The organism is Stenotrophomonas sp. PS02289 (assembly GCF_029960115.1).
GTDB lineage: Bacteria > Pseudomonadota > Gammaproteobacteria > Xanthomonadales > Xanthomonadaceae > Stenotrophomonas.
This window is the reverse complement of record NZ_JASCOZ010000023.1, coordinates 15,820-41,644: the sequence shown is the minus strand read 5'-3', so window position 1 is coordinate 41,644 and position 25,825 is coordinate 15,820. Positions and strand designations below refer to the sequence as shown.

27 protein-coding genes are annotated in these 25,825 nt (G+C 67.2%); 8 read left to right on the top strand and 19 right to left on the bottom strand.

Annotation, left to right across the window (positions count from 1 at the left end):
* Positions 1 to 89: 89 nt before the first annotated feature.
* The 10 genes from QMX83_RS05625 to QMX83_RS05580 all read right to left on the bottom strand — a co-directional run bounded on the left by QMX83_RS05625 (position 90) and on the right by QMX83_RS05580 (position 10,045).
* Positions 90 to 749, bottom strand: coding sequence for a DUF1287 domain-containing protein (locus QMX83_RS05625; RefSeq protein ID WP_282295666.1), 660 nt, complete (start codon positions 747 to 749; stop codon positions 90 to 92).
* A gap of 60 nt (positions 750 to 809) precedes the next feature.
* On the bottom strand, positions 810 to 1,793 hold the full coding sequence (locus QMX83_RS05620; protein ID WP_282295665.1) for a symmetrical bis(5'-nucleosyl)-tetraphosphatase: 984 nt from the start codon (positions 1,791 to 1,793) through the stop codon (positions 810 to 812).
* 13 nt (positions 1,794 to 1,806) lie between these two features.
* A complete protein-coding gene (gene apaG, locus QMX83_RS05615) occupies positions 1,807 to 2,193 on the bottom strand; it encodes a Co2+/Mg2+ efflux protein ApaG (RefSeq protein WP_282295664.1) in 387 nt (128 codons plus the stop codon).
* Positions 2,194 to 2,214: 21 nt separating this feature from the next.
* Positions 2,215 to 3,030, bottom strand: a complete 816-nt coding sequence (gene rsmA / locus QMX83_RS05610) for a 16S rRNA (adenine(1518)-N(6)/adenine(1519)-N(6))-dimethyltransferase RsmA (protein WP_282295663.1) — start codon at positions 3,028 to 3,030, stop codon at positions 2,215 to 2,217.
* The gene (gene pdxA, locus QMX83_RS05605) at positions 3,027 to 4,007 is read right to left on the bottom strand and encodes a 4-hydroxythreonine-4-phosphate dehydrogenase PdxA (protein ID WP_282295662.1); all 981 of its coding nucleotides are present in this window, start codon (positions 4,005 to 4,007) and stop codon (positions 3,027 to 3,029) included. The genes rsmA and pdxA overlap by 4 nt, the downstream gene beginning before the upstream one ends.
* A 10-nt stretch (positions 4,008 to 4,017) precedes the next feature.
* Positions 4,018 to 5,358 carry a peptidylprolyl isomerase gene (locus tag QMX83_RS05600; RefSeq protein ID WP_282295661.1) on the bottom strand — a complete coding sequence of 447 codons (1,341 nt, stop codon included), beginning with the start codon at positions 5,356 to 5,358 and terminating at the stop codon, positions 4,018 to 4,020.
* A complete protein-coding gene (gene lptD, locus QMX83_RS05595) occupies positions 5,355 to 7,808 on the bottom strand; it encodes an LPS-assembly protein LptD (RefSeq protein ID WP_282295660.1) in 2,454 nt (817 codons plus the stop codon). The genes QMX83_RS05600 and lptD overlap by 4 nt, the downstream gene beginning before the upstream one ends.
* 132 nt (positions 7,809 to 7,940) lie before the next feature.
* Positions 7,941 to 8,852, bottom strand: coding sequence for a histone deacetylase family protein (locus QMX83_RS05590; protein WP_282295659.1), 912 nt, complete (start codon positions 8,850 to 8,852; stop codon positions 7,941 to 7,943).
* A 25-nt stretch (positions 8,853 to 8,877) separates the two neighbouring features.
* Positions 8,878 to 9,426, bottom strand: coding sequence for a cob(I)yrinic acid a,c-diamide adenosyltransferase (locus tag QMX83_RS05585; RefSeq protein ID WP_282295658.1), 549 nt, complete (start codon positions 9,424 to 9,426; stop codon positions 8,878 to 8,880).
* Positions 9,427 to 9,439: 13 nt separating this feature from the next.
* On the bottom strand, positions 9,440 to 10,045 hold the full coding sequence (locus tag QMX83_RS05580) for a hypothetical protein (RefSeq protein WP_282295657.1): 606 nt from the start codon (positions 10,043 to 10,045) through the stop codon (positions 9,440 to 9,442).
* Positions 10,046 to 10,095: 50 nt separating this feature from the next.
* On the opposite strand from QMX83_RS05580, the gene ubiH reads away from it, so the two are divergent.
* The 4 genes from ubiH (at position 10,096) to QMX83_RS05560 (ending at position 13,311) form a co-directional block, all read left to right on the top strand.
* On the top strand, positions 10,096 to 11,301 hold the full coding sequence (ubiH, locus tag QMX83_RS05575; protein WP_282295656.1) for a 2-octaprenyl-6-methoxyphenyl hydroxylase: 1,206 nt from the start codon (positions 10,096 to 10,098) through the stop codon (positions 11,299 to 11,301).
* Positions 11,298 to 12,479: a UbiH/UbiF family hydroxylase gene (locus QMX83_RS05570; RefSeq protein WP_282295655.1), complete on the top strand. Its 1,182-nt coding sequence runs from the start codon at positions 11,298 to 11,300 to the stop codon at positions 12,477 to 12,479. The genes ubiH and QMX83_RS05570 overlap by 4 nt, the downstream gene beginning before the upstream one ends.
* A gap of 38 nt (positions 12,480 to 12,517) precedes the next feature.
* Positions 12,518 to 12,811 carry a hypothetical protein gene (locus tag QMX83_RS05565; RefSeq protein WP_282295654.1) on the top strand — a complete coding sequence of 98 codons (294 nt, stop codon included), beginning with the start codon at positions 12,518 to 12,520 and terminating at the stop codon, positions 12,809 to 12,811.
* Between the two features lie 101 nt (positions 12,812 to 12,912).
* Positions 12,913 to 13,311, top strand: coding sequence for a hypothetical protein (locus QMX83_RS05560; RefSeq protein ID WP_282295653.1), 399 nt, complete (start codon positions 12,913 to 12,915; stop codon positions 13,309 to 13,311).
* A gap of 22 nt (positions 13,312 to 13,333) precedes the next feature.
* Here QMX83_RS05560 and QMX83_RS05555 read toward each other — a convergent pair whose 3' ends face one another.
* Genes QMX83_RS05555 through QMX83_RS05540 form a run of 4 tightly spaced genes read right to left on the bottom strand, consistent with a single transcriptional unit; the run spans position 13,334 to position 17,116 of the window.
* The gene (locus tag QMX83_RS05555; protein ID WP_282295652.1) at positions 13,334 to 13,699 is read right to left on the bottom strand and encodes an EF-hand domain-containing protein; all 366 of its coding nucleotides are present in this window, start codon (positions 13,697 to 13,699) and stop codon (positions 13,334 to 13,336) included.
* A gap of 35 nt (positions 13,700 to 13,734) precedes the next feature.
* Positions 13,735 to 14,772, bottom strand: coding sequence for a 23S rRNA (cytidine(2498)-2'-O)-methyltransferase RlmM (gene rlmM, locus QMX83_RS05550; RefSeq protein ID WP_282295651.1), 1,038 nt, complete (start codon positions 14,770 to 14,772; stop codon positions 13,735 to 13,737).
* 24 nt (positions 14,773 to 14,796) lie between these two features.
* A complete protein-coding gene (locus QMX83_RS05545) occupies positions 14,797 to 15,357 on the bottom strand; it encodes a nucleoside deaminase (protein ID WP_282295650.1) in 561 nt (186 codons plus the stop codon).
* 10 nt (positions 15,358 to 15,367) lie between these two features.
* Positions 15,368 to 17,116: a glutamine--tRNA ligase/YqeY domain fusion protein gene (locus QMX83_RS05540; protein ID WP_282295649.1), complete on the bottom strand. Its 1,749-nt coding sequence runs from the start codon at positions 17,114 to 17,116 to the stop codon at positions 15,368 to 15,370.
* Positions 17,117 to 17,260: 144 nt separating this feature from the next.
* Here QMX83_RS05540 and QMX83_RS05535 point away from each other — a divergent pair, with 144 nt between their 5' ends.
* Both QMX83_RS05535 and msrA read left to right on the top strand, forming a co-directional pair.
* Positions 17,261 to 17,527: a DUF2007 domain-containing protein gene (locus tag QMX83_RS05535; protein WP_282295648.1), complete on the top strand. Its 267-nt coding sequence runs from the start codon at positions 17,261 to 17,263 to the stop codon at positions 17,525 to 17,527.
* A 27-nt stretch (positions 17,528 to 17,554) separates the two neighbouring features.
* Positions 17,555 to 18,205 carry a peptide-methionine (S)-S-oxide reductase MsrA gene (gene msrA, locus QMX83_RS05530; RefSeq protein ID WP_282295669.1) on the top strand — a complete coding sequence of 217 codons (651 nt, stop codon included), beginning with the start codon at positions 17,555 to 17,557 and terminating at the stop codon, positions 18,203 to 18,205.
* Between the two features lie 486 nt (positions 18,206 to 18,691).
* Here the strand turns inward: msrA and QMX83_RS05525 are convergent, their stop codons facing one another.
* The 5 genes from QMX83_RS05525 to ahpC form a co-directional block, all read right to left on the bottom strand.
* Positions 18,692 to 19,654 (bottom strand): transaldolase, encoded by a 963-nt coding sequence (locus tag QMX83_RS05525; protein ID WP_282295647.1) that lies wholly within the window; start codon positions 19,652 to 19,654, stop codon positions 18,692 to 18,694.
* Between the two features lie 77 nt (positions 19,655 to 19,731).
* Positions 19,732 to 20,139 carry a nucleoside diphosphate kinase regulator gene (gene rnk / locus QMX83_RS05520; protein ID WP_282295646.1) on the bottom strand — a complete coding sequence of 136 codons (408 nt, stop codon included), beginning with the start codon at positions 20,137 to 20,139 and terminating at the stop codon, positions 19,732 to 19,734.
* Between the two features lie 127 nt (positions 20,140 to 20,266).
* Positions 20,267 to 21,232, bottom strand: a complete 966-nt coding sequence (gene oxyR / locus QMX83_RS05515; protein ID WP_282295645.1) for a DNA-binding transcriptional regulator OxyR — start codon at positions 21,230 to 21,232, stop codon at positions 20,267 to 20,269.
* Between the two features lie 50 nt (positions 21,233 to 21,282).
* Positions 21,283 to 22,875: an alkyl hydroperoxide reductase subunit F gene (gene ahpF, locus QMX83_RS05510; protein WP_282295644.1), complete on the bottom strand. Its 1,593-nt coding sequence runs from the start codon at positions 22,873 to 22,875 to the stop codon at positions 21,283 to 21,285.
* Positions 22,876 to 23,040: 165 nt separating this feature from the next.
* Positions 23,041 to 23,604 carry an alkyl hydroperoxide reductase subunit C gene (gene ahpC, locus QMX83_RS05505; protein WP_125359973.1) on the bottom strand — a complete coding sequence of 188 codons (564 nt, stop codon included), beginning with the start codon at positions 23,602 to 23,604 and terminating at the stop codon, positions 23,041 to 23,043.
* Positions 23,605 to 23,897: 293 nt separating this feature from the next.
* On the opposite strand from ahpC, the gene prmC reads away from it, so the two are divergent.
* Together prmC and pip are read left to right on the top strand one after the other, a co-directional pair.
* Entirely contained in the window at positions 23,898 to 24,746 is an 849-nt protein-coding gene (gene prmC / locus QMX83_RS05500; RefSeq protein WP_282295643.1) for a peptide chain release factor N(5)-glutamine methyltransferase, read from the top strand.
* A 56-nt stretch (positions 24,747 to 24,802) separates the two neighbouring features.
* On the top strand, positions 24,803 to 25,747 hold the full coding sequence (gene pip, locus QMX83_RS05495; RefSeq protein WP_282295642.1) for a prolyl aminopeptidase: 945 nt from the start codon (positions 24,803 to 24,805) through the stop codon (positions 25,745 to 25,747).
* Positions 25,748 to 25,825 lie beyond the last annotated feature (78 nt).

The window sequence follows — 25,825 nt, the reverse complement described above, 5'->3', positions numbered from 1 at the left end:
CCGCAAACCCACCCCGCCCCGCCAAACCAGGAAGGCCGTGAACCGAGGGTTGTTTGCCAAGAGCCAACAGCAGCCGGGCAAGCCCGGCTCTACGTGGTCTGCAAGCTGGGCCGGTAATGGCCGATGATCGTGTGCGCGAACAGCAGGTTCTCTTCGCGGGTGCCGCGTGCGATGTTGTGCAGGATCAGTGGCGTGCCGTCGCTTGCGCGGCGGTCGGAGACGATGCCCACGTGCAGCAGGCCGCTGCCACTCAGCTTCCAGGCCACGATGTCGCCGGCGGCAAAGTCGCCCGGCTTGATCGAGGTCGGTTGCTCCCAGCCCTGGCGCTCGAACCAACGCATCAGGTTCGGCACCCGGCGGTGGTCGATGTTGCGGTCGGGGCGCGACAGGCCCCACAGCGACGGGTACGCCGCAAAATCCGCGCGCATGTCTTCATGCACGCGCTGCTGCAGGTCCAGCCCCTGCTCGCGCAATGCGCGCACGATCACGTCCGTGCAGACCCCGCGATCGTCTGGCACGTCGCCGCCCGGGTAGCCCAGCACCACATAGGCCGGGTCGTACAGCACCGTGCGTCCGATCTGCGCGCGGGCTGCAGCCACCAGCGGCGGGGACGCCGGCGCTGGTGATGCCGTGATCGAGGGCGGGGCATCGGTGGCCGAGTCCGCCGCCTGCGGGGCTGGGCCGCGTTGGCAGCCCCCCACCAGCACCAGCCAGATGCCCAATATCAGTGCAATGTCCTTTTTGCCCATCTGAGACTCCCGATAAACCAAAGGCAGCCGGGCAAGCCCGGCTCTACAGGGCGTGCGCAATCAGGCCGGCGTGCCATTGGAATCGCGCGGTGGACGCTGCCCCTGCTGCCCCCGGCGCGGACCACGTTGGCGCTGCCCGCGCGGACGGCCCTGCGGCTGCCCGTTGCCACCACCACCGCCTTCGCGGCGCGGTTGCGGCGGACGCGGCGGTGCTTCCGGCTTCGGCACATCCCGGCCCGGTACCTGCACCACACGCAGTTCGTCCGTATCCAGCTGCAGCGCGGTCAGTTTGCCGCCCCATACCGCACCCGTATCAATCGCGTGCACACCCTGGGTGATCGTCAGGCCCAGCGCCGACCAGTGGCCGCACACGATCTTCAGATCGCGCTCGACCCGGCCCGGCACCTCGAACCACGGGTATAAACCCTGTTCCTGCGTGCCCGGCGTGCCCTTGTCTTCGATACCGATGCGCCCGCGCGGCGTGCAGTAACGCATGCGCGTGAGGATGTTGATGATCGCCCGCGAACGGTCATAGCCCGCCAGCCCCGGCGACCAGATCGGCTTGTCGCCGTACATGTTGCGGAACAGCTTGCGGTAGCCATTGCCGTGCAGCTGCGCTTCCACTTCGCGCGCATGCTTCTCGGCCAGCTGCGTCGTCCACTTCGGGGCCAGGCCCGCGTGCACCATCATCCAGCCCAGCTCGCGGTCCACGTGTACCAGTTTCTGCAGGCGCAGCCAGTCCAGCAGTACGTCGCGGTCCTCGGCCTGCACGATGCGCAGCAGGTCCGGATTGACCTTGCGCTGTTCTTCCTCGGTGCGCGAACCCACCGCCAGCAGCGACAGGTCGTGGTTGCCCAGCACCACCACGCTGTTCTCGCGCAGCGAGTGGACCAGCCGCAGCGTTTCCAGCGATTGCCCGCCGCGGTTGACCAGGTCGCCGCAGAACCACAGCGTGTCCACCGCCGGGTCGAAGCGGATCTTTTCCAGTAACCGCTGCGTTACTTCATAGCAGCCCTGCAGGTCGCCGATGGCCCATACACTCATGCGTGCGCCTCCGTCAGTGCAGTGTGCGTGGAATGGCCAGTACGAACGGCTCGATCGTCGCTGCGAACTCGGTGCCATCGTCGGCCACCATGTCGTAATGACCCTGCATCGTGCCGTGCTCGGTTTCCAGCATGACACCGGAGGTGTAACGGAACTCTTCACCCGGGCGCAGCCGGGGTTGCTCGCCGACCACGCCTTCGCCGTCTACCTGCTCCACCCGGCCATTGCCGTCGGTGATGCGCCAGTGGCGACGCACCAGGCGTGCCGCGACCTGGCCCTTGTTGTGGATGCGGATGCTGTAGGCGAACGCATAGCGCCCGTCCTCCGGCGTGGACTGGTCATCGAGAAAGCGGGGAGCCACCTCCACCGCGATGGCGTGTTTTTTTGCTGCGTCAGTCATACGGGGAGTGTAGAGGGTGTTTCACGCTTCCGCGCGCGGAACATTGGCCAGCGCGATGAACTGCGCCACTTCGAGCTGCTCGGCACGGGCGTCACTGCGGACGCCGGCGGCCTCGAACTGCTCGGGCGTGACCACGCCGTTGAGCGCATTGCGCAGGGTCTTGCGGCGCTGGCCAAAGGCCGAGCGCACCACCTCGGCAAAGCGCTTGCGATCGATGATGCCTACGGTGGCGGGGTCGCGCGGCACCAGCCGCACCACCGCCGAGTCCACCTTCGGCGGCGGCCGGAACGCACCCGGCGGCACCACGAACAGCGAGCTCACCTTGCACCACGCCTGCAGCATCACGCTCAGGCGGCCGTACACCTTGCTGCCCGGTTCGGCGGCCATGCGGTCGACCACTTCCTTCTGCAGCATGAAATGCATGTCGCGGATCACCGCCGCATGCTCCATGGCGTGGAACAGGATCGGCGAGGAAATGTTGTACGGCAGGTTGCCGACCAGACGGATCTCTCCGCCTGCGGCCAATTCGGTGAAGTTCACCTGCAGCACGTCGCGGTGCACGATGGTGAGTTCGCCCAGCGGTTCGGCGGCGGCGGTCAGCGGCGCGATCAGATCGCGGTCGAACTCGATCACGGTCAGGCGCGGATGGCGGCGCAGCAGCGGAAGGGTGATCGCACCCTGGCCCGGGCCGATCTCGACCAGGCGGTCGTCGTCCTTCGGGTTGACCGCCAGCACGATCTTGTCGATGTAGCTGCGATCGGCCAGGAAGTGCTGGCCCAGCTGCTTTTTGGCCGGGGCGGTGAAGCCCGGGGCCGAGGGGGAATGCGAAGAAGTCATGCGCCCATTTTACGTTGTGCGGCGAGCCGGGCGCACAGCGCCGTGGCCGCCTGCAGGCTGGAAGGGTCGGCCACGCCGCGCCCGGCCAGGTCCAGCGCGGTGCCGTGGTCCACGGCCACGCGCGGGTAGGGCAGGCCCAGGGTGATGTTCACGGCCTGCTCGAAGCCGCTGTACTTGAGCACCGGCAGACCCTGGTCGTGGTACATCGCCAGCACGGTGTCGAAACCGGTCAGTTTCTGCGGCAGGAAGGCGGTGTCGGCCGGCAAGGGGCCGACCAGGTCCATGCCCTCGGCGCGCAGGCGCTCCAGCAGCGGAATGATCAGGTCCAGTTCTTCCCGTCCCAGATGCCCGTCCTCGCCGGCATGGGGATTCAGCCCCAGCACCGCGATGCGCGGGGCGGACAGGCCGAAATCGCGGCGCAGCGCGGTGTGCACGGTACGCAGGGTGGTCGTCAGCGTCTCGGCGGTGATCGCATCGGCCACCGCCCGCAGCGGCAGGTGGGTGGTGGCCAAGGCCACCCGCACGATGTCGTTGGCCAGCATCATCACCACCTTGACCCCGGCCTGGTCGGCCAGCAGCTCGGTGGTGCCGCTGTAGGCGATGCCGCCCTCATTGATGACCGCCTTGTGCACCGGGCCGGTGACCACGCCGTCGAGGGTGCCCTCCAGGCAGGCCTGACCCGCCTGGTGCAGGGCCCCGATGACCGCTGCGGCATTGGCCGGGTTCGTTTCGCCGAAGCGGGAAGGGGTGGCGTTGGGCACAGCGCGCAAACGCAGATCGCCCGGCTGGCGGGCGATGGCGTGTTCAGGCAGAAGTTGCAGCGGCAGGTCCAGCGCGGAGGCGGCGGCCTGCAGGGTGTCCGGGTCGGCGAAGGCCAGCAGCTGGCAGTCGCTGCGCGGCTGTTGGATCAGCCGCACGCACAATTCAGGGCCGATGCCGGCGGGCTCGCCCGGTACCAGAGCGAGCTGCGGGAGCATCGGCAGGACCTCAGGACTGCGGCGGGGTCGCCGCAGCGGCGGCGTCGCCCTGGCGCAGGTCGACGTAGGCTTCGCCACGCAGTTCCTGCAGGAAGCGGTTGTATTCCTCTTCCAGCTTGCGGCGGCCGATGGTTTCGCGGATCTGCGCGCGCTTGTTGTCCACGCCGGCGTCGGTCTGGCGGGTTTCCACGCGCTGCACGATGTGCCAGCCGGCATCGGTACGGAAGGGCTGGCTGACGCCACCATCGTCCACGCCGGTGATCTGGCGGCCGAAGTCCGCGCCGAAGGCGTCGGCCGGGAACCAGCCCAGGTCGCCGCCCTGACCCTTGGTGTTGGCGTCTTCGGACGATTCCTTGGCCACGGTCTGGAAGTCCGCGCCACCGGCAATGCGAGCACGCACGGTGTCGATCTTGGCCTTGGCGGCGGCGTTGTCCTGCTGGTCGGTGACCCGGATCAGAATGTGCCGGCCGTGGTACTCGGTGACCGTCTGCCCGCCGGCGCTGGCATTGGCGTCGCGCACTTCCACCAGCTTGAGCAGCTGGAAGCCGCTCGGGCCGCGCAGCGGACCGACCACGTCGCCGCTCTTCATGCTGGTCATCATCTGCGCGAACGCGTTCGGAATCTCATCCAGGGTGCGCCAGCCCAGGTCGCCGCCTTCCAGCGCGTTGGGGCTGTCGGAGTAGCGCACCGCGGCGGCGTTGAAGTCCAGCTCGCCCTTGTCCAGCAGGGCCTTCACGCCGTCGGCCTTCTTCTGGCCGGTGGCGATCTGGTCGGCGGTGGCCGCTTCGGGCAGGGCGATCAGGATGTGCGCCAGGTGGTACTGCGTACCGGTGGTGGCTTCCTGCTTCAGCGCGGCATCCACTTCGCCTTCGCTGACGCTGATGCGGCTCTGCGCGAAGCTCTGGCGCAGGCGCTGCACGGTGATTTCATCGCGGACCGAGGCACGGAAGTCGTTGAAATCAACGCCGTCGCTGGCCAGACGCTGGCGCAGGGCGTCCAGGCTGGTGCCGTTCTGCTGGGCAATGGCGTTGATGGCCTGGTTCAGTTCCTGGTCGCCGATCTTGATCCCGCTGCTTTCGGCACGGGCGACCTGCAGCTTGACCAGCACCAGACGTTCCAGCACCTGGCGGCGCAGCACGTCTTCCGGCGGCAGCTGGTTCTCACGACCGGCGTACTGGGCCTTGATGTTGTTCACGGCGCGGTCCAGCTCGCTCTGCAGCACCACGTCTTCGTCGACGATGGCCGCAATGCGGTCCAGCGACTGGGTCTGCTGGGCCAGCACCTGCAACGGGGCGCTGACGGTCGAAACCGCGATCAGCGAGGCGAGCACAACGGGAAGAGTCTTGGTCATGGGATCTGGTTCGGATCGTAGTCGTCGCGGGACGCACCGGTGTTGCTGGGCGGCACGAGATAGAGGTCGTCGCGGTAATAGCCGAGAATAGCACGGCGCAAGGTGCGGTCCGTGTTCTGGCCGATGGAGCTCAGGCCCTTGAGCACGAACTCGATCTGGAACGAGTTGTTCATCTCGCCCTCACGATTGCGCACATAGCGGCGGGCCAGGGCGCGCACGGCGAGGCAGCAGCTGTCCCACTGCACGCCGCCGATGATTTCCAGCGGTTCCTTGTCGGCAATGGAGTAGTAGTAGCGGCCCACCAGGCTCCAGCGCTCGTTCAGCGGGTACAGGAACGACAGATCGGCCTGTTCGAGCAGGGTGCGCTCTTCCTTGGTGGCCGTGGCCGACGCGCCTGGGGCCACGCGGTAGCGGTAGGTGAGGTTGACGATGCCATCGTTGGACATCAGGTAGCGCGCACGCACGCTGGCCAGGTCCTCACGCTTGAGCTTGGGGTCCCACTGATAGGTGGCACCGAGGTTCCAGCGGTCGTTGATGGCGTAGTTGGCGTCGGCAATCCAGGCCGACTTGCCCTGTTCCACCACGGCGGACTGCCCGGGCAGGGTGACCCGCGAGTCGTCGAAGTACAGGATCTGGCCGATGCTGCCGGAGAAGCGCTCGCGGCCGGTGTCCTGGTCGATGAAGCGGGTGCTCAGCGCCATGGTCAGCTGGTTGGCGTCGTTCTGGCGGTCCGCACCCGTATAGCGCGAGTCGCGGAACAACTGGCCCCAGCTGAAGGTGAAGTCGCGGGTGTCGAAGATCGGCAGGTCGCTCTGGTCGCGGTACGGCGTGCGCAGGTAGAACAGGCGCGGTTCCAGCGTGTGCAGGAACGACTTGCCGCCAATCTCGGTCTCACGGTCGAAGAACATGCCGGCGTCGAGGCTGACGATCGGCATGCTGCGGTGGGGCGAGGTGTTGCCGAGCAGCTGTTCGGGCGTGGCGGTGGCCGGATCGATGCCGGCGTCGACCAGCGCCTGGCGGCGTGTCTGCTGGGCAAGGCCACGATCCAGCTCATACCCGGTGTAGCGGTAAGCCAGGGTCGGCGTCACATACCAGGCCGCGCCGGCGAACGGCATGGTCACATAAGGCTTGACGTCCAGACGCGAGCCGTTGAAGTACGGGGTGACCACGCCATTGAAGGCGTAGTCGTCATCGACGCCCAGCTTGCCGTTCACATCATCATGGGTGAAGTGCACCGCTTCCGCATACACACCGGTTTCCAGCCACGGCAGCAGCGGCTTGTCCCAGGTGAAGAACGCGCGCGGCTGGCGCGAATAGGGCAGCGAGGCTTCGGTCAGGGTGTAGTCGGTCAGCTGCCAGTAGTCGGCCATCAGCCCGGCGGTCCAGGTTTCGCCGGTACCGTAGATGCCGACCTGGCTCTGCAGGCTCGAGGTGGTCACGCCGATCAGCTTGCTGGAGAAGTCCTCCATGTAGCGCTCGTCGCTCACCCACGACAGGTTGGCCCGCGCCTGCCAGTGCGTGTTGATGTTGTGGTAGCCCTCGTACTGCACCTGCCCGCGATCCTTGTCGCGCAGCTTGTCGTTGGGCAGGTAGGCGGTCTGCAGTTCGCCGCGGCCGCCGTCGTAGAGGTAGCGGAACTCGTTGTCCAGCATGAAACCGCGCTTGCTCATGTAGCGCGGGGTCAGGGTGTCGTCGTAGTTCGGGGCCAGATTGAAGTAGATCGGCTGGGCGTAATCGAAGCCGTTGCGACCGGACATGCCGATTTCCGGGTACAGCAGGCCGGTCTGGCGACGGTCGTCGATCGGGAACTTGAAGTACGGGGCCCACAGCACCGGCACCTTGCCGATCCGCAGCACCGCGTTGCGCGCGGTGCCGAAGCCTTCGTCGTTGTCCACTTCGATCTGCGGCGCGGACAGCTTCCAGATCGGCTGCGAGGGATCGCAGGTGGTGTAGGTGGAGCGGTGCATCTGGCCGACCGCGCCCTGCAGATCGACCGACTCGGCCCCACCGTGGCCGCGACGATCCACCAGCTGGTACTGGATGTCGCTGATCTTGTGGGTGTCCGACTCCTGGTTGCCTTCAGCGCGCTGGGCGACCATCCGGAACGAGGAGTCCTGGTAGCGCACGTTGCCTTCGGCGATGTAGTTGCCGCTTTCGGTGTCGAAACTCAGGTGGTCGGTGCCCAGGAACTGGTCGCCGCGCTTGAGGGTGACGTTGCCTTGGTACTGCGGCACCGTGGCGGTACCGAACAGCTGGTTGCCTTCAATATCGGTGGGCTGCTGGTCGCGGGTCGCGGCCGCTTCCTTGTCGGCCTTGGGGGCCTCTTCAAAGACTGGCAGGACATCGGTGACCGGGCACAGGCCCCAGTTCAACGGCTTGTCATCGGCCATGGCAGGCAGGCAGATGGCGATGCTCAGGGGGAGGGGCAGCAGGCGGAGGGCTCGGCGCACGCGGGCTTCGGATTCGGGGGAAAACGGAACGTAGCTTGCCCCATCCATTGCATAGGGGCAATGAAGGACGGTCGCCCAGCACGGTTCAGGTTCATCCGGACCTCGGTAGTGCCGGGCGTCCGCCGGCAGGCCTCAGAGCATCGCGCCTACGTGCGCGACCGAACATTCCGCCAGCGCCTGCAGGTCGTAACCGCCCTCCAGCATGGACACCACCCGGCCGGCCGCGTGACGTCGCGCCAGTGCGTGCAGCTCGGCGGTGATCCAGGCGAAGTCGTCGGTCTCCAGCATCAAATCGGCCTGCGGATCGCGCAGATGCGCGTCGAAGCCGGCGGAGATGAGCACCAGTTGCGGACGGAAGTCGTCAATGGCCGGCAGCATCTCGTCGGCCCAGGTGTTGCGGAAGCGGAAGCCGCCGCTGCCGGGAGGCAGCAGGATGTTGAGCAGGTTGCCGGCCCCGCGGTCGCGGCGCAGCCCGGAATTCGGGAACAGCCCGGCCTGGTGGGTGCTGTAGTAAGCCACGCGCGGGTCGGCCATGAAGATGTCCTGGGTGCCGTTGCCGTGGTGCACGTCGAAGTCGACCACGGCGATCCGCTCCAGCCCGTGCCGGTCGCGCGCGTGCGCGGCGGCAATGGCGATGTTGTTGAACAGGCAGAAGCCCATCGCCGTGGTCGCGGTGGCGTGGTGACCGGGCGGGCGTACCGCGCAGAAGGCCACCGGGTCGTCGCCCAGCATCACCGCATCCACCGCGGCCACGCCGGCACCGGCGGCGTGCACGGCGGCGGCGGCTGACCCCGGCGAGGTCATGGTGTCCATGTCGATCAGCCGCAGCGGCTCGGTCTGCGGCTGCAGCACCTGGTCGATCAGTTCGCTGTCGTGGACCCGGGCCAGGTCGCCACGCTTGGCGGCCGGGGCCTGACGCCAGTCCAGACGGTCCGGGAATGCGGAGTGCAGCGCATCCAGCACCACCTGAAGGCGCTGCGGAGATTCGGGGTGGCCCGGGCCGGGATCGTGTTGCAGACAGGCAGGATGGGTAAAAACCAGCATGCGGCTCAGGTTCCGGGGTAGGGGGTCAGCGGCGGCTGTGCTGCCAGAGGACTTCGCCCTGGCCGTCGGCGCGGGCGAGCACCCGGGCCAGCACGAACAGCAGGTCCGAGAGCCGGTTGAGGTACTGCAGCGCCTCGCTGCGCACCGGTTCCAGACGGGCCAGGGTGACGGTTTCGCGCTCGGCACGACGCACGATGGTGCGGGCCAGATGGCAGCGCGCAGCCGCTTCGCCGCCGCCCGGCAGAATGAATTCCTTCAGCGCCGGCAGGGTGGCGTTGTAATGGTCCAGCTGCTGTTCCAGCGCGCTCACATCGCGGGCCTGGATCGCGGCGTGGCCGGGAATGCACAGCTCGCCGCCGAGGTCGAACAGCTGGTGCTGGATGCGGGTCAGCAGCGCCGTGATGTCCTCGGGCAGCGGCACCGCCAGTAGCACGCCCAGCGCCGAGTTGGCTTCATCGACGGTGCCGAACGCATTGACTCGCGCCGCGTCCTTGGCCACCCGGCTGCCGTCGCCGAGCCCGGTGCTGCCGTCGTCGCCGGTACGGGTGTAGATGCGCGAAAGCCGGTTGCCCACGGTGCGCGCGGTCTCAGCGCAGCACGTCGCGGCGGGCCTGCAGCAGCTTGCCGACCTGTTCGGTGGCCAACTGCAGTGCGGCGGCCAGACCGACGTAGATCGCGGCGGTGCGCAGGTAAGGCAGGAACCAGTCGGCATAGTTCTTCGCCCAGCCGCCGAGCGTGGGCTCAGCGACGACGTCGCTGGTCCAGTAGAAACCGCCCTGTGCGAACAGCTGGCACACCGCCACCGCGACCAGCAGCAGGGCCACGCCCTTGCCCAGCGCGGCCCAGTTGGCGCTGCGGTAGCCCTGGCGCAGCAGCGCGCCGCCGGCCCACAGGCTGAAATACGCGGGGATCAGCAGCGCCGTGCCCGGTGACACGCAGTAGTGCTGCCAGTAGCCGATGCCGCTGGCGCGGATCACCAGCACGTCGATCACCAGGGCCAGCACCATCAGCAGCGGGAACGCCCAGCGGGTCCACTGGCGCAGATAGAAGCCGCCGATGAAGAACACTGCCCACGACGCATCCGGAATGGCCGCGAAGTGGTTCACGCGGGTGGCGATCATCAGCAGGGCCAATACGGCCAGGATGAAGGCGCGCGGGGCGATGGTCGGCGGAGAGGCGGGCAGGGAGGTCATGGCGTTCATTCTAGCGCCGCAAAGCCCGGGCTGGCTCTATCATGGCGGGTATGAGTGAACGTCATGATGTAGTGATCGTCGGCGGCGGTCTGGTCGGGGCCAGCCTGGCCATTGCCCTGGACCGCGCCGGGCGCACGGTCGGGCTGGTGGAGGCCACGCCGGCCGGCAGCCTGCCGCCGGTGTTCGACCAGCGCAATCTCAGCTTTGCCGCCGCCACCGTCAATGCGCTGACCGCGCTGGGGGTGATGCCGCTGCTGGGCTCGGCGGTCGGCCCGATCACCCGGATCCATGTCAGCCGCGCCGGTGACTTCGGCCGCGTGCAGATGAACGCCGCCGACTACCAGCGACCGTGGTTCGGCCAGGTCGTGGTGGCGCGGGACTTCGGCCAGGCGCTGGAAGCCCGGCTGCAGCAGCTGCAGCACCTGACCCGCTACCGTCCGGCACGCTTCGTGCGGCTGGGCGAGGTGGTGGACGGCTACCGCGCGGTGGTGGTCGCCGATGAAAACGGCGAACGCACCCTGCTGGCGCGGCTGGTGGTGGGGGCCGACGGCACCCGCAGTGTCGTTCGCGAGGCGCTGGGCATCGGTGTGGATGAGCACGATTTCGACCAGACCCTGTTCGTGGCACGCGTGCGTGCGGCGCGTGCGCCCGACGGCACCGCCTACGAGCGCTTCACCGACACCGGCCCGACCGCCCTGCTGCCGCGCGGCGACCGCCACTACGGGGTGGTCCACGGCGTGGCGCGCGACCAAGCCGATGCGGTGATGGCGCTGGACGATGCAGCTTGGCTGCAGCGTCTGCAGGATGCCATTGGCTGGCGCGCGGGGCGGCTGCTGGAAAGCGGCCCGCGCAGCGCTTACCCGCTGATCCAGGTGCTGGCGCGCGCGCTGGTGGGCGAGCGCACGGTGCTGCTGGGCAATGCCGCGCAGACCATCCATCCGCTGGGGGCGCAGGGTTTCAACCTGGGCCTGCGCGATGCGCTGACCCTGGCCGAGCTGCTGCCCGATGCGAATGACGCCGGCAGCGACGCAGTGCTGCAGGCCTATGTGGCCCGACGTGAGGAGGACCGCCGCCAGACCATCGCCTTCTCGGGCGGGCTGGCGCGCGTGACCAGCAACCCGGCCCCGCTGCTGCGCCCGCTGCGCAGCCTGGGGCTGCTGGCCGCACAGGCCAGCGACGTGCAGTCGCTGCTGGTCGGCGGGGCGATGGGGTTCCGCGGCGACGTGCCGGCGTTGTGCCGGGGAGAACACGCATGAGCCGGCGCACGCGCGATGTGATCGTGGTCGGCGGCGGCGTGGTCGGTGCCGCCTGCGCGCTTGCGCTGGCCGATGCCGGGCTGGATGTCACCCTGGTGGAGGGACGCGAGCCGCCGGCCTGGCAGCGGGATCAGCCCGACCTGCGGGTGTACGCCTTCGCCCCGGACAACGCCAACCTGCTGCAGGCACTGGGCGTGTGGCCCGGCGTGCTAGCCGCGCGCGCCTGTGCCTACCGGCGCATGCGGGTCTGGGATGCGGCCGGTGGCGAGGAACTACGCTTCGACGCCGACCGGCTCGGCCGCGCGCAGTTGGGCTGGATCGTGGAGAACGACCTGCTGGTGGACCGCCTGTGGGCGGCGCTGCCCGCCGCCGGGGTGCAGCTGTGCTGCCCGGCCCGGGTGGAGGCGCTGGAGCAGGACGAAGAAGGCGTGCGGGTTCGGCTGGACGATGGCCGCCGGCTCGAGGCGCGGCTGGCCGTGGCCGCCGACGGGGCCGAGTCGACCCTGCGGCAGCTGGCCGGACTGCAGGTAACCCGTCAGGACTATGGTCAGCGCGGTGTGGTGGCCTACATCGACCACGCGCAGGACAACGAAGCCACGGCCTGGCAGCGCTTCCTCACCACCGGGCCGTTGGCGGTGCTGCCGGCCGGTACGCACCGCAGTTCGATTGTCTGGACCCTGCCGGACGCAGACGCCGAACGCGTGCTGGCGCTGGATGAGGCTGCGTTCGGGCAGGAACTCACCCGTGCCTTCGCGGCGCGCCTGGGGCCGATGACCCTGGCCTCGCGCCGGGCCGCGTTCCCGCTGCGCCGCCAGCTGGCCAGTGCCTATGTGGCCGGTCGCGTGCTGGCACTGGGCGATGCCGCCCATGTGGTGCACCCGCTGGCCGGGCAGGGGGTCAACCTGGGGCTGCGCGACGTGGCCGCGCTGCGCGAGCGCGTGCAGCAGGCCCTGCAGCGCCGCCAGGACTGGTCCAGCCCGGAGCGGCTGCAGCGTTGGGCGCGCGAGCGGCGCAGTGACAACACCGTGTCGGCCTACGGGTTTGATGCGATCAACAAGGTGTTCTCCAACGACGAGATGCACCTGACCCTGACCCGCGGGCGCGCGCTGGGCTGCGTGGGCAAGTGGCCGCCGCTGGTGTCGGCGTTCTGGAAGCGGGCGGCCGGGCTCGGCGGATGATCGAAACCTGAAAGCGCCGTGGAATGGAGGCGTTCACCATGCTGGGTGACGCCATTTCTGTCTCGCTCGCAATGAAGATTTCTGTTCCAACTGGACTAAAAACGACATCCGCTGTCGCCGGCGACGCGCTAAAGAAGGGAGGCGATGGGGCAGCTCCGTTAAATGTCGGAAATGCACCGGGTGTATTGGGCGAGAGGCGCGAAAACCAGCAGCAGCGAATCATGACGCGGCGCATGAATGATTTCATGACCAGAGCCGCCGCCGCCGCTGATTCCCGGTTGCTGCTTAACAGTGTTACGTCGCCGCCAGGGCCGCGCACGCCGGCCGGATGACACGCCTTGCGATGTCGTAATCGGCCCGAAGTGATCGATTTCTGCAAGTGACGTCCACTTGAGCGCCGCACACTGAGGCAAACCGCTCTCGCAGGTGCAGGATGGACATATCCGGAATCTCCAATGTACTGAAGGTGCTTCGCCCGCAGGCCGACCTCAAGAAGGCGGCTGAAGCCATGGCTTCAGAGCCGAACAAGGCAGTATCCCGGGTGGTGGAGATGTTGCAGCAGATCAGCAATGGACAGCCCGACGGTGTCGGCTGTGGCGGCAGCAACGCGATGGAGGCCTTCGCAAATCTGCGTACGTTTGTGGGCGCGGCGTCGCGGGGCGAACATGCGCGACCGTCGTCCGAAGATTTCGCCAAAATGCTGGTGCACGTCACGCAGGTGGAGGCGGATCTACGCTACCAACTGAATATTGCGCAGACAGAGGAGACCCGGCAGGCTTTGCAGCAGGCGATGGCGGCGACCGAGAGCCTGAAGCGCTTCTCCAGGGAGTGACGCGCCATGCGCGTGATCACCCTTACGGCACCAGCCAACCCTGCAGCTGACTGCGATCCAACCGCCCCCGTCGCGCGGTATCCAACGACTGGAACTCATCGGCCAGCGCCGGATTGGCCTGCGCCTCTTCACGGCTGATGAAGCCATCGCCGTCCACATCCAGCGTCTCAAAGCGGAACCGGTACTGCCCGACCACGCTGTCCGGCTGCACCGAGCGCACGGTCACGGTCGATTCGCCGGCCACCGGTGGCAGGGTGACCGTATGAGTCACCGCACCACTGGACAGGGACTGGGTGCGCACACCCGCCGGCACATCGCGCAGTGGCGCGGTGGTGGCGGGCACCTGCGCCCACGCCGCACCGGCCAAGCCGACGTAGAGACACGCCATGCGTGTCACCGCCACAACGACACTCCGACGACGCCTCACCACGCCAGCACCGTGATCTCTTCGCGATCGTGATACAGCTGCTTGGCGCGCAGGTTCAGTGGTCGTCCGGCCTGCTGCTGGAAAAGCTCCAGGCACAGGCGGGTTTCATCCCAGCGCTTCTTCATCGGCAGCTTCAGGTTGAAGATCGCATGCTGGCACCAGCCCTCGCGGAACCAGGTGGCCATGCGTTCGGCGACGCGACGCGGCTGTTCAACCATGTCGCAGACCATCCAGTCCAGCGGGGCTTCCGGCTGCCAGTGGAAGCCGTCGGCGCGCAGGTGTTCGACCAGCCCGGTCTGCAGCACGTGCTCGCGCAGGGGACCGTTGTCCACGCTGATCACGTGCATGTGCTGGCGGGTCAGCACCCAGGTCCAGCCACCGGGGGCGGCGCCGAGGTCGGCGGCGCGCATGCCCGGCTTGACCAGGTGCTCGCGTTCTTCCGGGCGCATCAGGGTGAGCAGGGCTTCGTCCAGCTTCAGCGCCGAGCGCGACGGGGCTTCGGGCAGCAGCTTCAGGCGCGGAATGCCCAGCGGCCATGGCGCGCTGTCGCGGGTGTCGGCCGTGCACACGAAGGCGTGGCGGCCATCGACGAACACCACGTGCACGCGCGGTAGGGCGGTGTTCGGTTTGTCGGTCAGCAGCCCGGCCTTGCGCAGCGCCGGGCGCAGCGCATTGCCGAACGCCCGGGCCAGTCCGGCCAGCGGCTTGCCTTCATCCGAATCGGGATGTTCCACCCACATGTCGCCGAAGCGGGCCTGGCCTTCCAACGCGGCCAGGATCGGGGTGATGCGATCGGACGGGTCCAGCTCGCGCAGTTCGGCCAGCACCACCAGCTTCTGACGGGCGAAGATCAGCGAGCGCCAGGGCAGCGCCTGCGACAGCGCCGACCCTTCGTCGGTGGCAAACAGGACATAGCCGTCGTTGCGCTGGGTGCGCGCATAGCCGGCAATGCCCGCATAGGCGGCGCGCTCGCTCAGCTCGCCCGCCAGTTCCGGCTCGAAGCCCTGCCGGCACAGGCACAGCAGGCCGCTCACCGGCCGCGGCCCATGACGGTGCGATCAGTAGTGCGCGCCATTGGTTTCCCCATAGGTGCGCAACACCGCGCGCGCAGCGTCGCGGTGCAGACCCTGCACCACCTCGATGCCGCGCTTGTTGAGCTCGCCGACCCAGTCCGCCGGCAGAGGACCTTCGTCGAACGGGGTCAGTTCTTCCACGTCCTGGGCACTGGCTCCGATCAGCAGACGATCAATGCCGGCCCAGATGGTGGCACCGAAGCACTGGCAGCACGGCTGCGACGAGGTGGCCAGGGTGATCGGGGCCAGCACGTCGTTCAGGCGCGGCGTCTGCAGGCGCTGCTGGGCCAGCATGTAGGCCATGTTTTCTGCGTGCGCCAGCGAGGTGTTGTGCGGCACCACGCGGTTCACGCCGGCGGCGATCACGGTGTGGTCGGGGCCGAACACCACCGCACCGAACGGACCGCCACTGGCGTGTTCGACGTTCAGGCGCGACAGCTCGATGGCCAGGGCGACCTTGGCCTCATCACTGGGATAGGCACGGCCGAGATCGATCTGGTCGTGGATCCAGGCGGGCAGGGTCAGATGGACTTGTGCGTACAACATGACAGTTCTCTCAGGCCGACCAGGTGTCGCGCAGGGTTACGCTGCGGTTGAACACCGGGGCGGCGGCAGTGTGGTCGCGACGGTCGGCCACGAAGTAACCGGTGCGCTCGAACTGGAACGACTGTTCCGGCGCGGCATCGGCCGCGGCCGGTTCGACGTAGCCGGTGACGGTACGGCGCGATTCCGGGTTGAGGTAGTCGCGGTAGGTCTTGCCTTCCGATTCGTCGTCCGGATTGGGCACCGAGAACAGGCGGTCGTACAGGCGGATCTCCGCCGGCACGCCGTGCACGGCGCTGACCCAGTGGATGGTGCCCTTGACCTTGCGGTTGGCACCTTCCATGCCCGGGCGCGATTCCGGATCCAGCCAGCCGCGCAGCTCGGTGATGGTGCCGTCGGCGTCCTTGATTACCTCATCGCAGCGGATGATGCCGGCACCGCGCAGGCGCACTTCGCCGCCCGGCACCAGGCGCTTCCAGCCCTTGGGCGGCACTTCGGCGAAATCTTCGCGGTCGATCCACACCTCGCGGGCGAACGGCACCGAACGGCTGCCGAAGGCTTCGTCCTTGGGGTGGTTGCTGAAGGTCAGCTGTTCCTCAAAGCCTTCCGGCAGATTGGTCAGCACCAGCTTGACCGGGTCGATGACGGCCATGCGGCGTGCGGCGGCGCTGTCCAGATCTTCGCGCAGCGCGCCTTCGAGCACGCTGAAGTCGATCAGCGAGTTCTGCTTGCTGATGCCGACGCGTTCGGCGAACAGGCGCATCGCGGCCGGGGTGTAACCGCGACGGCGCAGGCCCTGCAGGGTCGGCATGCGCGGGTCGTCCCAGCCGTCCACCAGCTGTTCGGTGACCAGCGCCATCAGCTTGCGCTTGCTCATCACGGTGTAGTTGATGTTCAGACGCGAGAATTCGATCTGGCGCGGCTTGGCGGCTTCGCGCGGCAGGCCGCGGTCGACCAGCGGCTGGGTCAGGTCGGGGCTGTGGGCGAAGTCGACGTTGTCCACGCACCAGTCGTACAGCGGGCGGTGGTCTTCGAACTCCAGCGTGCACAGCGAATGGGTGATGCCTTCGATGGAGTCGCCGAGTGCGTGGGCGAAGTCGTACATCGGGTAGATCGGCCAGGCGTTGCCGGTGTTCTGATGCTCCACATGCTTGATGCGGTAGATCGCCGGGTCGCGCAGGTTGATGTTGCCGCTGGCCATGTCGATCTTCGCGCGCACGGTGCGGGCACCGTCGGCGAATTCACCGGCGCGCATGCGTGCGAACAGGTCGAGGTTCTCTTCCACGCTGCGGTCGCGCCACGGCGAAGGACGGCCCGGTTCGGTCAGGGTGCCGCGGTAGGCGCGCACTTCCTCGGCCGACAGGTCGCAGACATAGGCCTTGCCGTCGCGGATCAGCTTCTGCGCGGCCAGGTAGTAGGCGTCGAAGTAGTCCGAGGCGTGGCGCAGTTCGTTCCACTCAAAGCCCAGCCAGCGCACGTCGTCCTGGATGGCGGCGACGTATTCGGGGTCTTCCTTGGCCGGGTTGGTGTCGTCGAAGCGCAGGTTGCAGACACCGCTGAACTCGCCGGCGATGCCGAAGTTCAGGCAAATCGACTTGGCATGGCCGATATGCAGGTAGCCATTGGGTTCGGGCGGGAAGCGGGTCTTGATCGCCTGGTGCTTGCCGCTGGCCAGGTCCTCACGCACGATCTGGCGGATGAAATCGCGCTTTTCGTGGGTTTCCGGAAGGGCGTCGGTGGGGGCGGCAGTAGGCTCGGACATGGTGCGCTGGGCGGTAGACAGAAAGATCGATAGTCTACCGCAGGACCCGGTAGCGCCGGCCGTTGGCCGGCCCATGGGGTATGTCCCCGCTCCCGTTCACATCGGCGGCGTATGCTGGACTGCACCTGTCTCCGAGGCCCGCCCATGCACGTCATCTACAAGGCCGACAACCTGTTCGACGCCCATCTGGTCAAGCACGCGCTGGAAGACGCCGGCATTCCGGCCTTCGTGTTCGGCGAGCAGCTGCTGGGCGGGATGGGCGAGCTGCCGCTGTTCGGGGTGCTGCGGGTGTGCGTGCCGGACCTGGCCGCCCCGGAGGCGGCACAGATCGTTGCAGGGCTCGACTTGGCCGGTCCCGCTGACGCCCCCATATGGGATTCAGACGAAGACGCCGGCCTGTTACCGGCCTAGGAGAACGCCATGTTGGGAGTGTCCAAGCTGCTCGGAATCGGTGCCTTCAAGCAGCGCCTGCCGCGCCCGGAAGAGGCCCTGCCAGGCCGCGAGCACCCGTTGCCGCTGCACAATCAGCACTTCGTGAACAGCCATCCGCTGAAAGACAGCTTCGCCGGCAAGGAGCGGATCCGCTTCGCCATGGGCTGCTTCTGGGGCGCGGAGCGCAAGTTCTGGACGCTGCCGGGGGTGTACAGCACCTCGGTGGGCTATGCCGGCGGGGTGACCCCGAACCCGACCTATGAAGAGGTCTGCTCGGGCCTGACCGGCCATACCGAGATCGTTGAAGTGGTCTATGACCCGTCAGTGATCAGCCTGTCCGAGCTGCTGCAGGTGTTCTGGGAAAGCCATGACCCGACCCAGGGCATGCGTCAGGGCAACGACACCGGCACCCAGTACCGCTCGGCGATCCACGCCACCAGCCAGGCCCAGCTCGACGCCGCCATCGCCAGCCGCGACGCCTACCAGCAGCGGTTGAACGACGCCGGCTACGGCCCGATCACGACCGAAATCGAGTTCCCGGCCCCGGAGTACTACTACGCCGAGGACTACCACCAGCAGTACCTGGCCAAGAACCCGAACGGTTACTGCGGCATCGGCGGCACCGGTGTCAGCTGCCCGATCGGGGTGGGCGCGTGACGTAGAGCCGGGCTCTGCCCGGCTGCTATTGGTTTTTGGCGAACAGCCGGTATTCACGGCATCCCTGGTTTGGCGGCTCGGGATGGGCGTTCCGGGGGACGCTGCAAGTACGTCCATGTAAGCTCGATCGCCGCATCCATGCGGCTCACGCCCCCTCCAGCCCACCCCGACCCGCCATCGACTGTGTGTCGGTGGCCATCGAAGATCAAAAGCACGCGCGGAAGCGGCTCGGTAGCGTCGGTCGACAGACGACGGCCGTGAAACATCCAACACCCGGTAACGCATGACCCCACATCGAAATGGGCCGTTGCGATCCGCATCGCGCTGAACCATCGGGGGAGGCCAGCGAGTGGCCCCTGGAGCGACCGTCAAAAACATGGATGTTTTTGACGAGCCCCCATGGATGGGTTCACGGCGTGTCGCGGAACGGGGCTGCTCGTTGGCCTCCCCGCACGGAACACTCGAAACGCCGCTGTTCGCGCGAACTTACAGCCGCTCGCGGATGGTCTGGCGCAGCGCTTCCAGGTCCTTCGCGAACGCTTCAATACCGGTGGCCAGCTTCTCGGTGGCCATCGGGTCGGCGGCCAGATCGGCGGCAAAGCGCGCGGCGTCAATCGGCGTCACGGCAGCGGCATCGGCCGCACCCGGCGACAGCTTGCGCGGCAGGTCGCCGTGGTCGGCGTCGAGCTTTTCCAGCAGGTCCGGCGAAATGGTCAGGCGGTCGCAGCCGGCCAGCGCTTCGATCTGCGCGGTGGAGCGGAACGAAGCGCCCATCACCACCGTGGCCGAACCACGGCGCTTGAATTCAGCGTACACGCCGCGCACGAACACCACGCCCGGGTCTTCGTCGATGTTGGCCGGGGTCTGCCCATTGGCCACGTACCAGTCCAGGATACGGCCGACGAACGGCGAGATCAGGAAGGCACCGGCTTCACTGCAGGCCAGGGCCTGGGTCGGGTTGAAGATCAGGGTCAGGTTGCAGTCGATGCCCTCGGCCTGCAGCTGGCGCGCGGCTTCCACGCCTTCCCAGGTGGCGGCGATCTTGATCAGCACCTTGCTGCGCGGCACGCCGGCCGCTTCGTACATGGCGATGAACTGGCGTGCCTTGGCCACCGTGGCCTCCACATTGTGGGCCTGGTCGGCATCCACTTCGGTGGAAACGCGGCCCGGTACCAGCGTGCTCAGCAGCGTGCCCACGCCCACCGTCAGCCGGTCGGCCACGGCGTGCACGATGGTCTCGCGCTCGCCCTGCTGCTCACGGCCCCACGCCAGTTCGCGCTCGATCAGCTCCGCATACACCGGCAGGTCCAGCGCCTTTTTGACCAGGGTCGGATTGGTGGTGCAGTCGACCGGCTTCAGGCGCTTGATCGCGTCGTAGTCGCCAGTGTCGGCCACCACGACGGACAGGTCGCGCAGCTGGGTGAGTTTGGACGGCGTTGCGGTGCTCATGGTCACTCCTGGTTCAAGGGCTTCAAAGGGTGCGGTGGGGGCGGCGCGTTGCGCGGCAGACGCTCCCCGCCATGCGATCAGTTCGGGGTTTCATTGTGGACTGCGGTCACCCGCAGGCGCAGCTTGCGCCCACCCGGTGCGTCCCAGTCCATGGACTGGCCCACGGCCAGGCCCAGCAAAGCGGTGCCGACCGGCGCAAGGATCGACACCTTGCCTTCGTCGACGTTGGCTTCGCGCGGATAGACCAGCGTCAGCACGTGCTTGTCGCCGTGCAGCTCATCTTCGCATTCCACGCGCGAATGCATCATGACGATGCCCTGCGGCATCTGTTCCGGCGCCACCACGGTCGCACGGTTGAGTTCCTGGGCCAGGGCCTGGCCGGCGGGGGACTGGGCAATGGCGGGTGCTTCGAGCATGGCGTCCAGGCGGTCCATGTCGTGGCTGGAGACGGTGATCGAGGGCGGCAGGCCGCTGGAGGAAGACATATGACACTCCTTGTTAATGGAAAAGGCACAAGCAAAAGGCGGTGCCTGCTGGCACCGCCCGGGTTCTATTGTGCGATGTAACGGAGAAGGAATCGACCGGGGGCCAGCCCCGGTCGATACGTCGGGTTCAGTTCGCTGCGACGGCCGGTGCCGCAACCACAGCGGCAGGGGGCAGGCGGTCTTCGCTGGCCAGCGTGAGCAGTTCGTCCGGCAGCTGCTTGAACTGCCGGGCCAGCTGGTCCAGGAAGTCGTTCATCGCCGAACTGCGTCGCCAGACCATGCCCACGCGCCGGCTGGGGCGGCCCGGGCCCTTGAAGTCGAGCAGGTGGATGCTGTCTGAACGCGGGACCGGCGGTTTGACCGCCAGCGTCGGCAGCAGGGTGATGCCGACATCAGCGGCCACCATCTGGCGCAGCGTCTCCAGGCTGGTGGCGCGGAATTCGGATTTCTCGTTGGCCCCGAACATGCGGCATACCGCCAGCGCCTGGTCGCGCAGGCAGTGGCCGTCTTCCAGCAGCAGCAGGCGCTGGGTGGACAGCTCCTCCGCGTCCAGATGGTCGCGACCGGCGAGCGGATGCTTGCTCGATACCGCCAGCAGGAAGGGTTCCTCGAACAGGAATTCCGCATGCAGACTGTCGTCGTCGACCGGCAATGCGAGCAGCGCGGCATCCAGCCGGCCATCGCGCAGCCGGTTCAGCAGTTCGTCGCTCTTTTCCTCGACCAGCAGCAGTTCCAGGTGCGGATAGCGCTTGCGGATGCCGGGAATGACGTGAGGCAGCAGGTAGGGGCCGAGGGTCGGGAAGATGCCCAGGCGCACGGTGCCGGCCTCCGGATCGCGCGCGCGCCGCGCGGCTTCTTTCAATTCGTCGATCTCGGCCACGATTACCCGCGCGCGCGTCGCCGCTTCCAGGCCGGCGTGGGTCAGCATCACCTTGCGCGAACCGCGTTCGACCAGCGGCACGCCCAGTTCGTCTTCGAGCTTGCGCAACTGGGTGGAGAGGGTCGGCTGGCTGACATGGCAGACCGCGGCCGCCTTGCCGTAATGCTTGTGCTCGGCGAGCGCCACCAGGTACTTCAGGTCACGCAGGTTCATTTCCTTGCACCTCCAGGAACAGGTTCCCGGCGAACCGGGAACCTGCCGTTTCAGGCCGCTTCGGCGACCGCGCCGCTGCTCTTGGGAACCGACGTGCGGATGAGGTGATCAAACGCGCTCAGTGCAGCCGTTGAACCGGCCCCCATCGCGATGATGATCTGCTTATAGGGTACGGTAGTGCAATCGCCTGCGGCGAACACGCCGGGCAGGTTGGTCTGGCCACGGTCATCGATCAGGATCTCGCCGCGCGGCGACAGCGCCACGCTGTCCTTCAACCACTCGGTGTTGGGCAGCAGGCCGATCTGCACGAAGATGCCTTCCAGTTCGACCCGGTGTGCGTCGCCGCCGACGCGGTCCTGGTAGACCAGTCCGCTCACCTTCTGCCCGTCGCCCAGCACTTCCTGGGTCAGCGCGCTGGTGATGATGGTGACGTTGCCGAGGCTGCGCAGCTTCTTCTGCAGCACTTCATCGGCGCGCAGCTTGTCGTCGAATTCCAGCAGGGTCACGTGCGCGACAATGCCGGCCAGGTCGATCGCGGCCTCGACGCCGGAGTTGCCACCGCCGATCACCGCCACGCGCTTGCCCTTGAACAGCGGACCATCGCAGTGCGGGCAGTAAGCCACGCCCTTGTTGCGATACTGGTCTTCGCCGGGCACGTTCATCTGCCGCCAGCGTGCGCCGGTGGACAGGATCACCGAGCGCGACTTCAGCGACGCACCGTTTTCCAGCTTGATTTCGACCAGTCCATCGTCGCCGGCCGGCACCAGCGCGGTGGCGCGCTGCAGGTTCATGATGTCCACCTCGTACTCGCGCACGTGCTGTTCCAGCGCGGTGGCCAGCTTCGGACCTTCGGTTTCCTTGACCGAGATGAAGTTCTCGATCGCCATGGTGTCGAGCACCTGGCCGCCGAAGCGCTCGGCCGCCACGCCGGTACGGATGCCCTTGCGTGCGGCATAGATCGCCGCTGCGGCACCGGCCGGGCCGCCGCCCACCACCAGCACGTCGAACGGGGCCTTGGTCGCGATCTTCTCGGCATCGCGCTTGGACGCACCGGTGTCGAGCTTGGCGACGATCTGCTCCAGGGTCATGCGGCCCTGGTCGAACACTTCACCGTTGAGGTAGATCGTGGGCACCGACATGATCTGGCGCGCTTCCACCTCGGCCGGGAACAGGCCACCGTCGATCGCCACGTGCTGGATGCGCGGATTGAGCACTGCGGCCAGGTTCAACGCCTGGACCACGTCCGGACAGTTCTGGCAGGACAGCGAGAAATAGGTTTCAAAGCGGTAGTCGCCGTCCAGGTTGCGGACCTGTTCGATCAGCTCGGCCGTGGCCTTGGACGGGTGACCGCCGACCTGCAGCAGGGCCAGCACCAGCGAGGTGAACTCGTGGCCCATCGGCAGGCCGGCGAAGGCCAGGTGGATGTCCTGGCCCGGCGTGCCCAGAGCGAACGACGGGGTGCGCTCGGCGCTGTCGCGACGCACCTCCAGGCTGATCTGCGAGGAGAGCGTGGTCAGCGTCTCGAGCAGCTCGAGCATTTCCTGCGACTTGGCACTGTCATCCGCGTGCGCCGTGATCTGGATCGGGCGGGTGACGCGTTCCAGGTAGGTCTTCAGCTGGGACTGGAGGTTGGCATCCAACATCGAAATACTCCTTGATTCAGGCAAGCAGACAGCGTCGACGCGCCCCACGGGTGCATCAGCGCGACATGGGGGTGAACCGAAGCGGGCGCGTTGGCACCCGCTTGGGTTCACCCCCACTCCCGTCGAAACGGGAATGGGGATGAAAACGGCCTGGAAGCTGCCGGCTTAGATCTTGCCGACCAGGTCCAGCGACGGGGTCAGGGTCTTTTCGCCTTCCTTCCACTTGGCCGGGCAGACCTGGTTCGGGTTGGCGGCGGTGAACTGGGCAGCCTTCAGCTTGCGCAGGGTCTCGGAGACGTCACGGGCGATCTCGTTGGAATGGATTTCCAGGGTCTTGATCACGCCTTCCGGGTTGATGATGAAGGTGCCGCGCAGGGCCAGGCCTTCTTCTTCAATGTGGACGCCGAACGCACGGGTCAGCTTGTGGGTCGGGTCGCCGACCAGCGGGAACTGGGCCTTGCCGACGGCCGGCGAGGTTTCGTGCCACACCTTGTGCGAGAAGTGGGTGTCGGTGGTGACGATGTAGACCTCGGCACCGGCCTTCTTGAACTCGGCGTAGTGGTCAGCGGCGTCTTCGATTTCGGTCGGGCAGTTGAAGGTGAAGGCGGCCGGCATGAAGATCAGGACGGACCACTGGCCCTTCAGGCTGGCGTCGGAAACCTTGATGAATTCGCCGTTCTGGTAGGCATTGGCTTCGAACGACTGGATCTGGGTGTTGATGAGCGACATCGATGTTCCTCTTGGATGAAGGGCGGGGTGAAAGCGATGGGTAAAGACTACCGGTCTCGGGTCGATTAGTGAAATCAATTGATTTGTTGGTTTTCGATAGATAGCGTCTATCTATGCGGCGTCAGAGCGTTCCGCGCTGGTTGATCAAGATGGGGTTGGATATCTTTCAATTCAATGACTTGAGCATCAACGGGGTGTATCGCGTTGATAGATGGCGTAAATGGTCGGGGCGACGCGGCTGAACCCGACCGCAACCTGACCTACACTGCGCAACCTTCTGTTCCGGGCCCGCCATGACCGTCGCGCACCCTCTTGAGATTCGCCAGCTGCTGGCCGAAGCGGCTGCACGGCTGCCCGGCGTGGAGGGCCGGCACGAGGCTGAGCTGCTGCTGTTGCACGTGCTCGGGCAGGAACGCAGCTGGCTGTTCGCACACGCCACCGACCCCGTGGATGCACCGGCCGAGGCCGCGTTCCGGCAGCTGCTGCAGCGCCGGATCGACGGCGAGCCGGTGGCCTACCTGCTGGGCCGGCGCGGCTTCTGGACCCTGGACCTGGCGGTCACCCCGGCCACCCTGATACCGCGCCCGGAAACCGAACTGCTGGTCGAGCTGGCACTGGAGCGCCTGCCGCCGGACCGGGCCCTGCGTGTGGCCGACCTGGGCACCGGCAGCGGCGCGATCGCGCTGGCCTTGGCCAGCGAGCGGCCGCAGGCGCAGGTGCTGGCCACGGACATGAGCGAGGACGCGCTGCAGGTTGCGGCGTCGAACGCCGCGCGATGCGCGCTGGACAATGTGCGGTTCGCCCAGGGGCCTTGGTACGCACCGCTGGCGGGTGAGCGTTTCAACCTGATCGCAACCAATCCGCCGTACATCGCGGCCGATGATCCGCACCTGCTACAGGGCGACCTGCGCTTCGAACCGGCCACGGCGCTGGCGTCCGGCGCGGACGGCCTGGACGACATCCGGGTGATCGTGGCCGGTGCTGGCGCGCACCTGGTCGAGGGCGGCTGGCTGCTGATCGAACATGGCTGGGACCAGGGCCCGGCAATCCGCGCGCTGCTGGAGCAGGCGGGCTTCGTGAACGTGAGCACGGCGACGGATCTGGAACACCGGGACCGGGTGAGTCTGGGGCGCCGGCCGTAGTCGGGACACGGGGCTAGAATGGCGGCCAGTGTTTCACTCTTCTGGAGCTATCGCCCATGCGCACGCTGTACCCCGCGATCACCCCCTATGACGTTGGCAGCCTGAAGGTCGACGACCGCCACACGCTGTACTTTGAGCAGTGCGGCAACCCGAACGGCAAGCCGGTGGTGATGCTGCACGGGGGGCCGGGTGGCGGCTGCAGCGAGAAGATGCGCCAGTTCCACGACCCGGCCAAGTACCGGATCATTCTGTTCGACCAGCGCGGCGCAGGCCGTTCGACCCCGCATGCGGACCTGGTGGACAACACCACCTGGGATCTGGTGGCGGACATCGAAAAGCTGCGCGAGCACCTCAAGGTGGACCGCTGGCAGGTGTTCGGTGGCAGCTGGGGTTCGACCCTGGCGCTGGCCTACGCACAGACCCACCCGCAGCGGGTGACCGAGCTGGTGCTGCGGGGCATCTTCATGCTGCGACGCTGGGAACTGGAATGGTTCTACCAGGAAGGCGCGAACCGTCTGTTCCCGGACGCATGGGAGCACTACCTGGCTCCGATTCCGGCGGTCGAGCGCCACGATCTGATTTCGGCGTTCCATCGCCGCCTGACCAGCGAAGATGAAGCGACCCGTCTGGCAGCGGCCAAGGCGTGGAGCGTGTGGGAAGGCGCGACCAGCTTCCTGCATGTGGACGCCGACTTCGTGAACAGCCATGAAGACCCGCATTTCGCCCTGGCGTTCGCGCGCATCGAGAACCACTACTTCGTCAACGGCGGCTTCTTCGAGGTCGAAGACCAGCTGCTGCGCGACGCGCACCGTATCGCCGACATCCCGGGCGTGATCGTGCACGGCCGCTACGACGTGGTGTGCCCGCTGCAGAACGCCTGGGAACTGCACAAGGCCTGGCCGAAATCCACGCTGGAGATCTCACCGGCGTCGGGTCACTCGGCGTTCGAGGCAGAGAACATCGATGCCCTGGTACGCGCCACCGATCGATTCGCAGGCTGATTGCACTTCCTGCATGTGATTGCACGATCTCCGTAGAGCCGGGCTCTGCCCGGCTGCTGTTGGATTCGTGCGAACAGC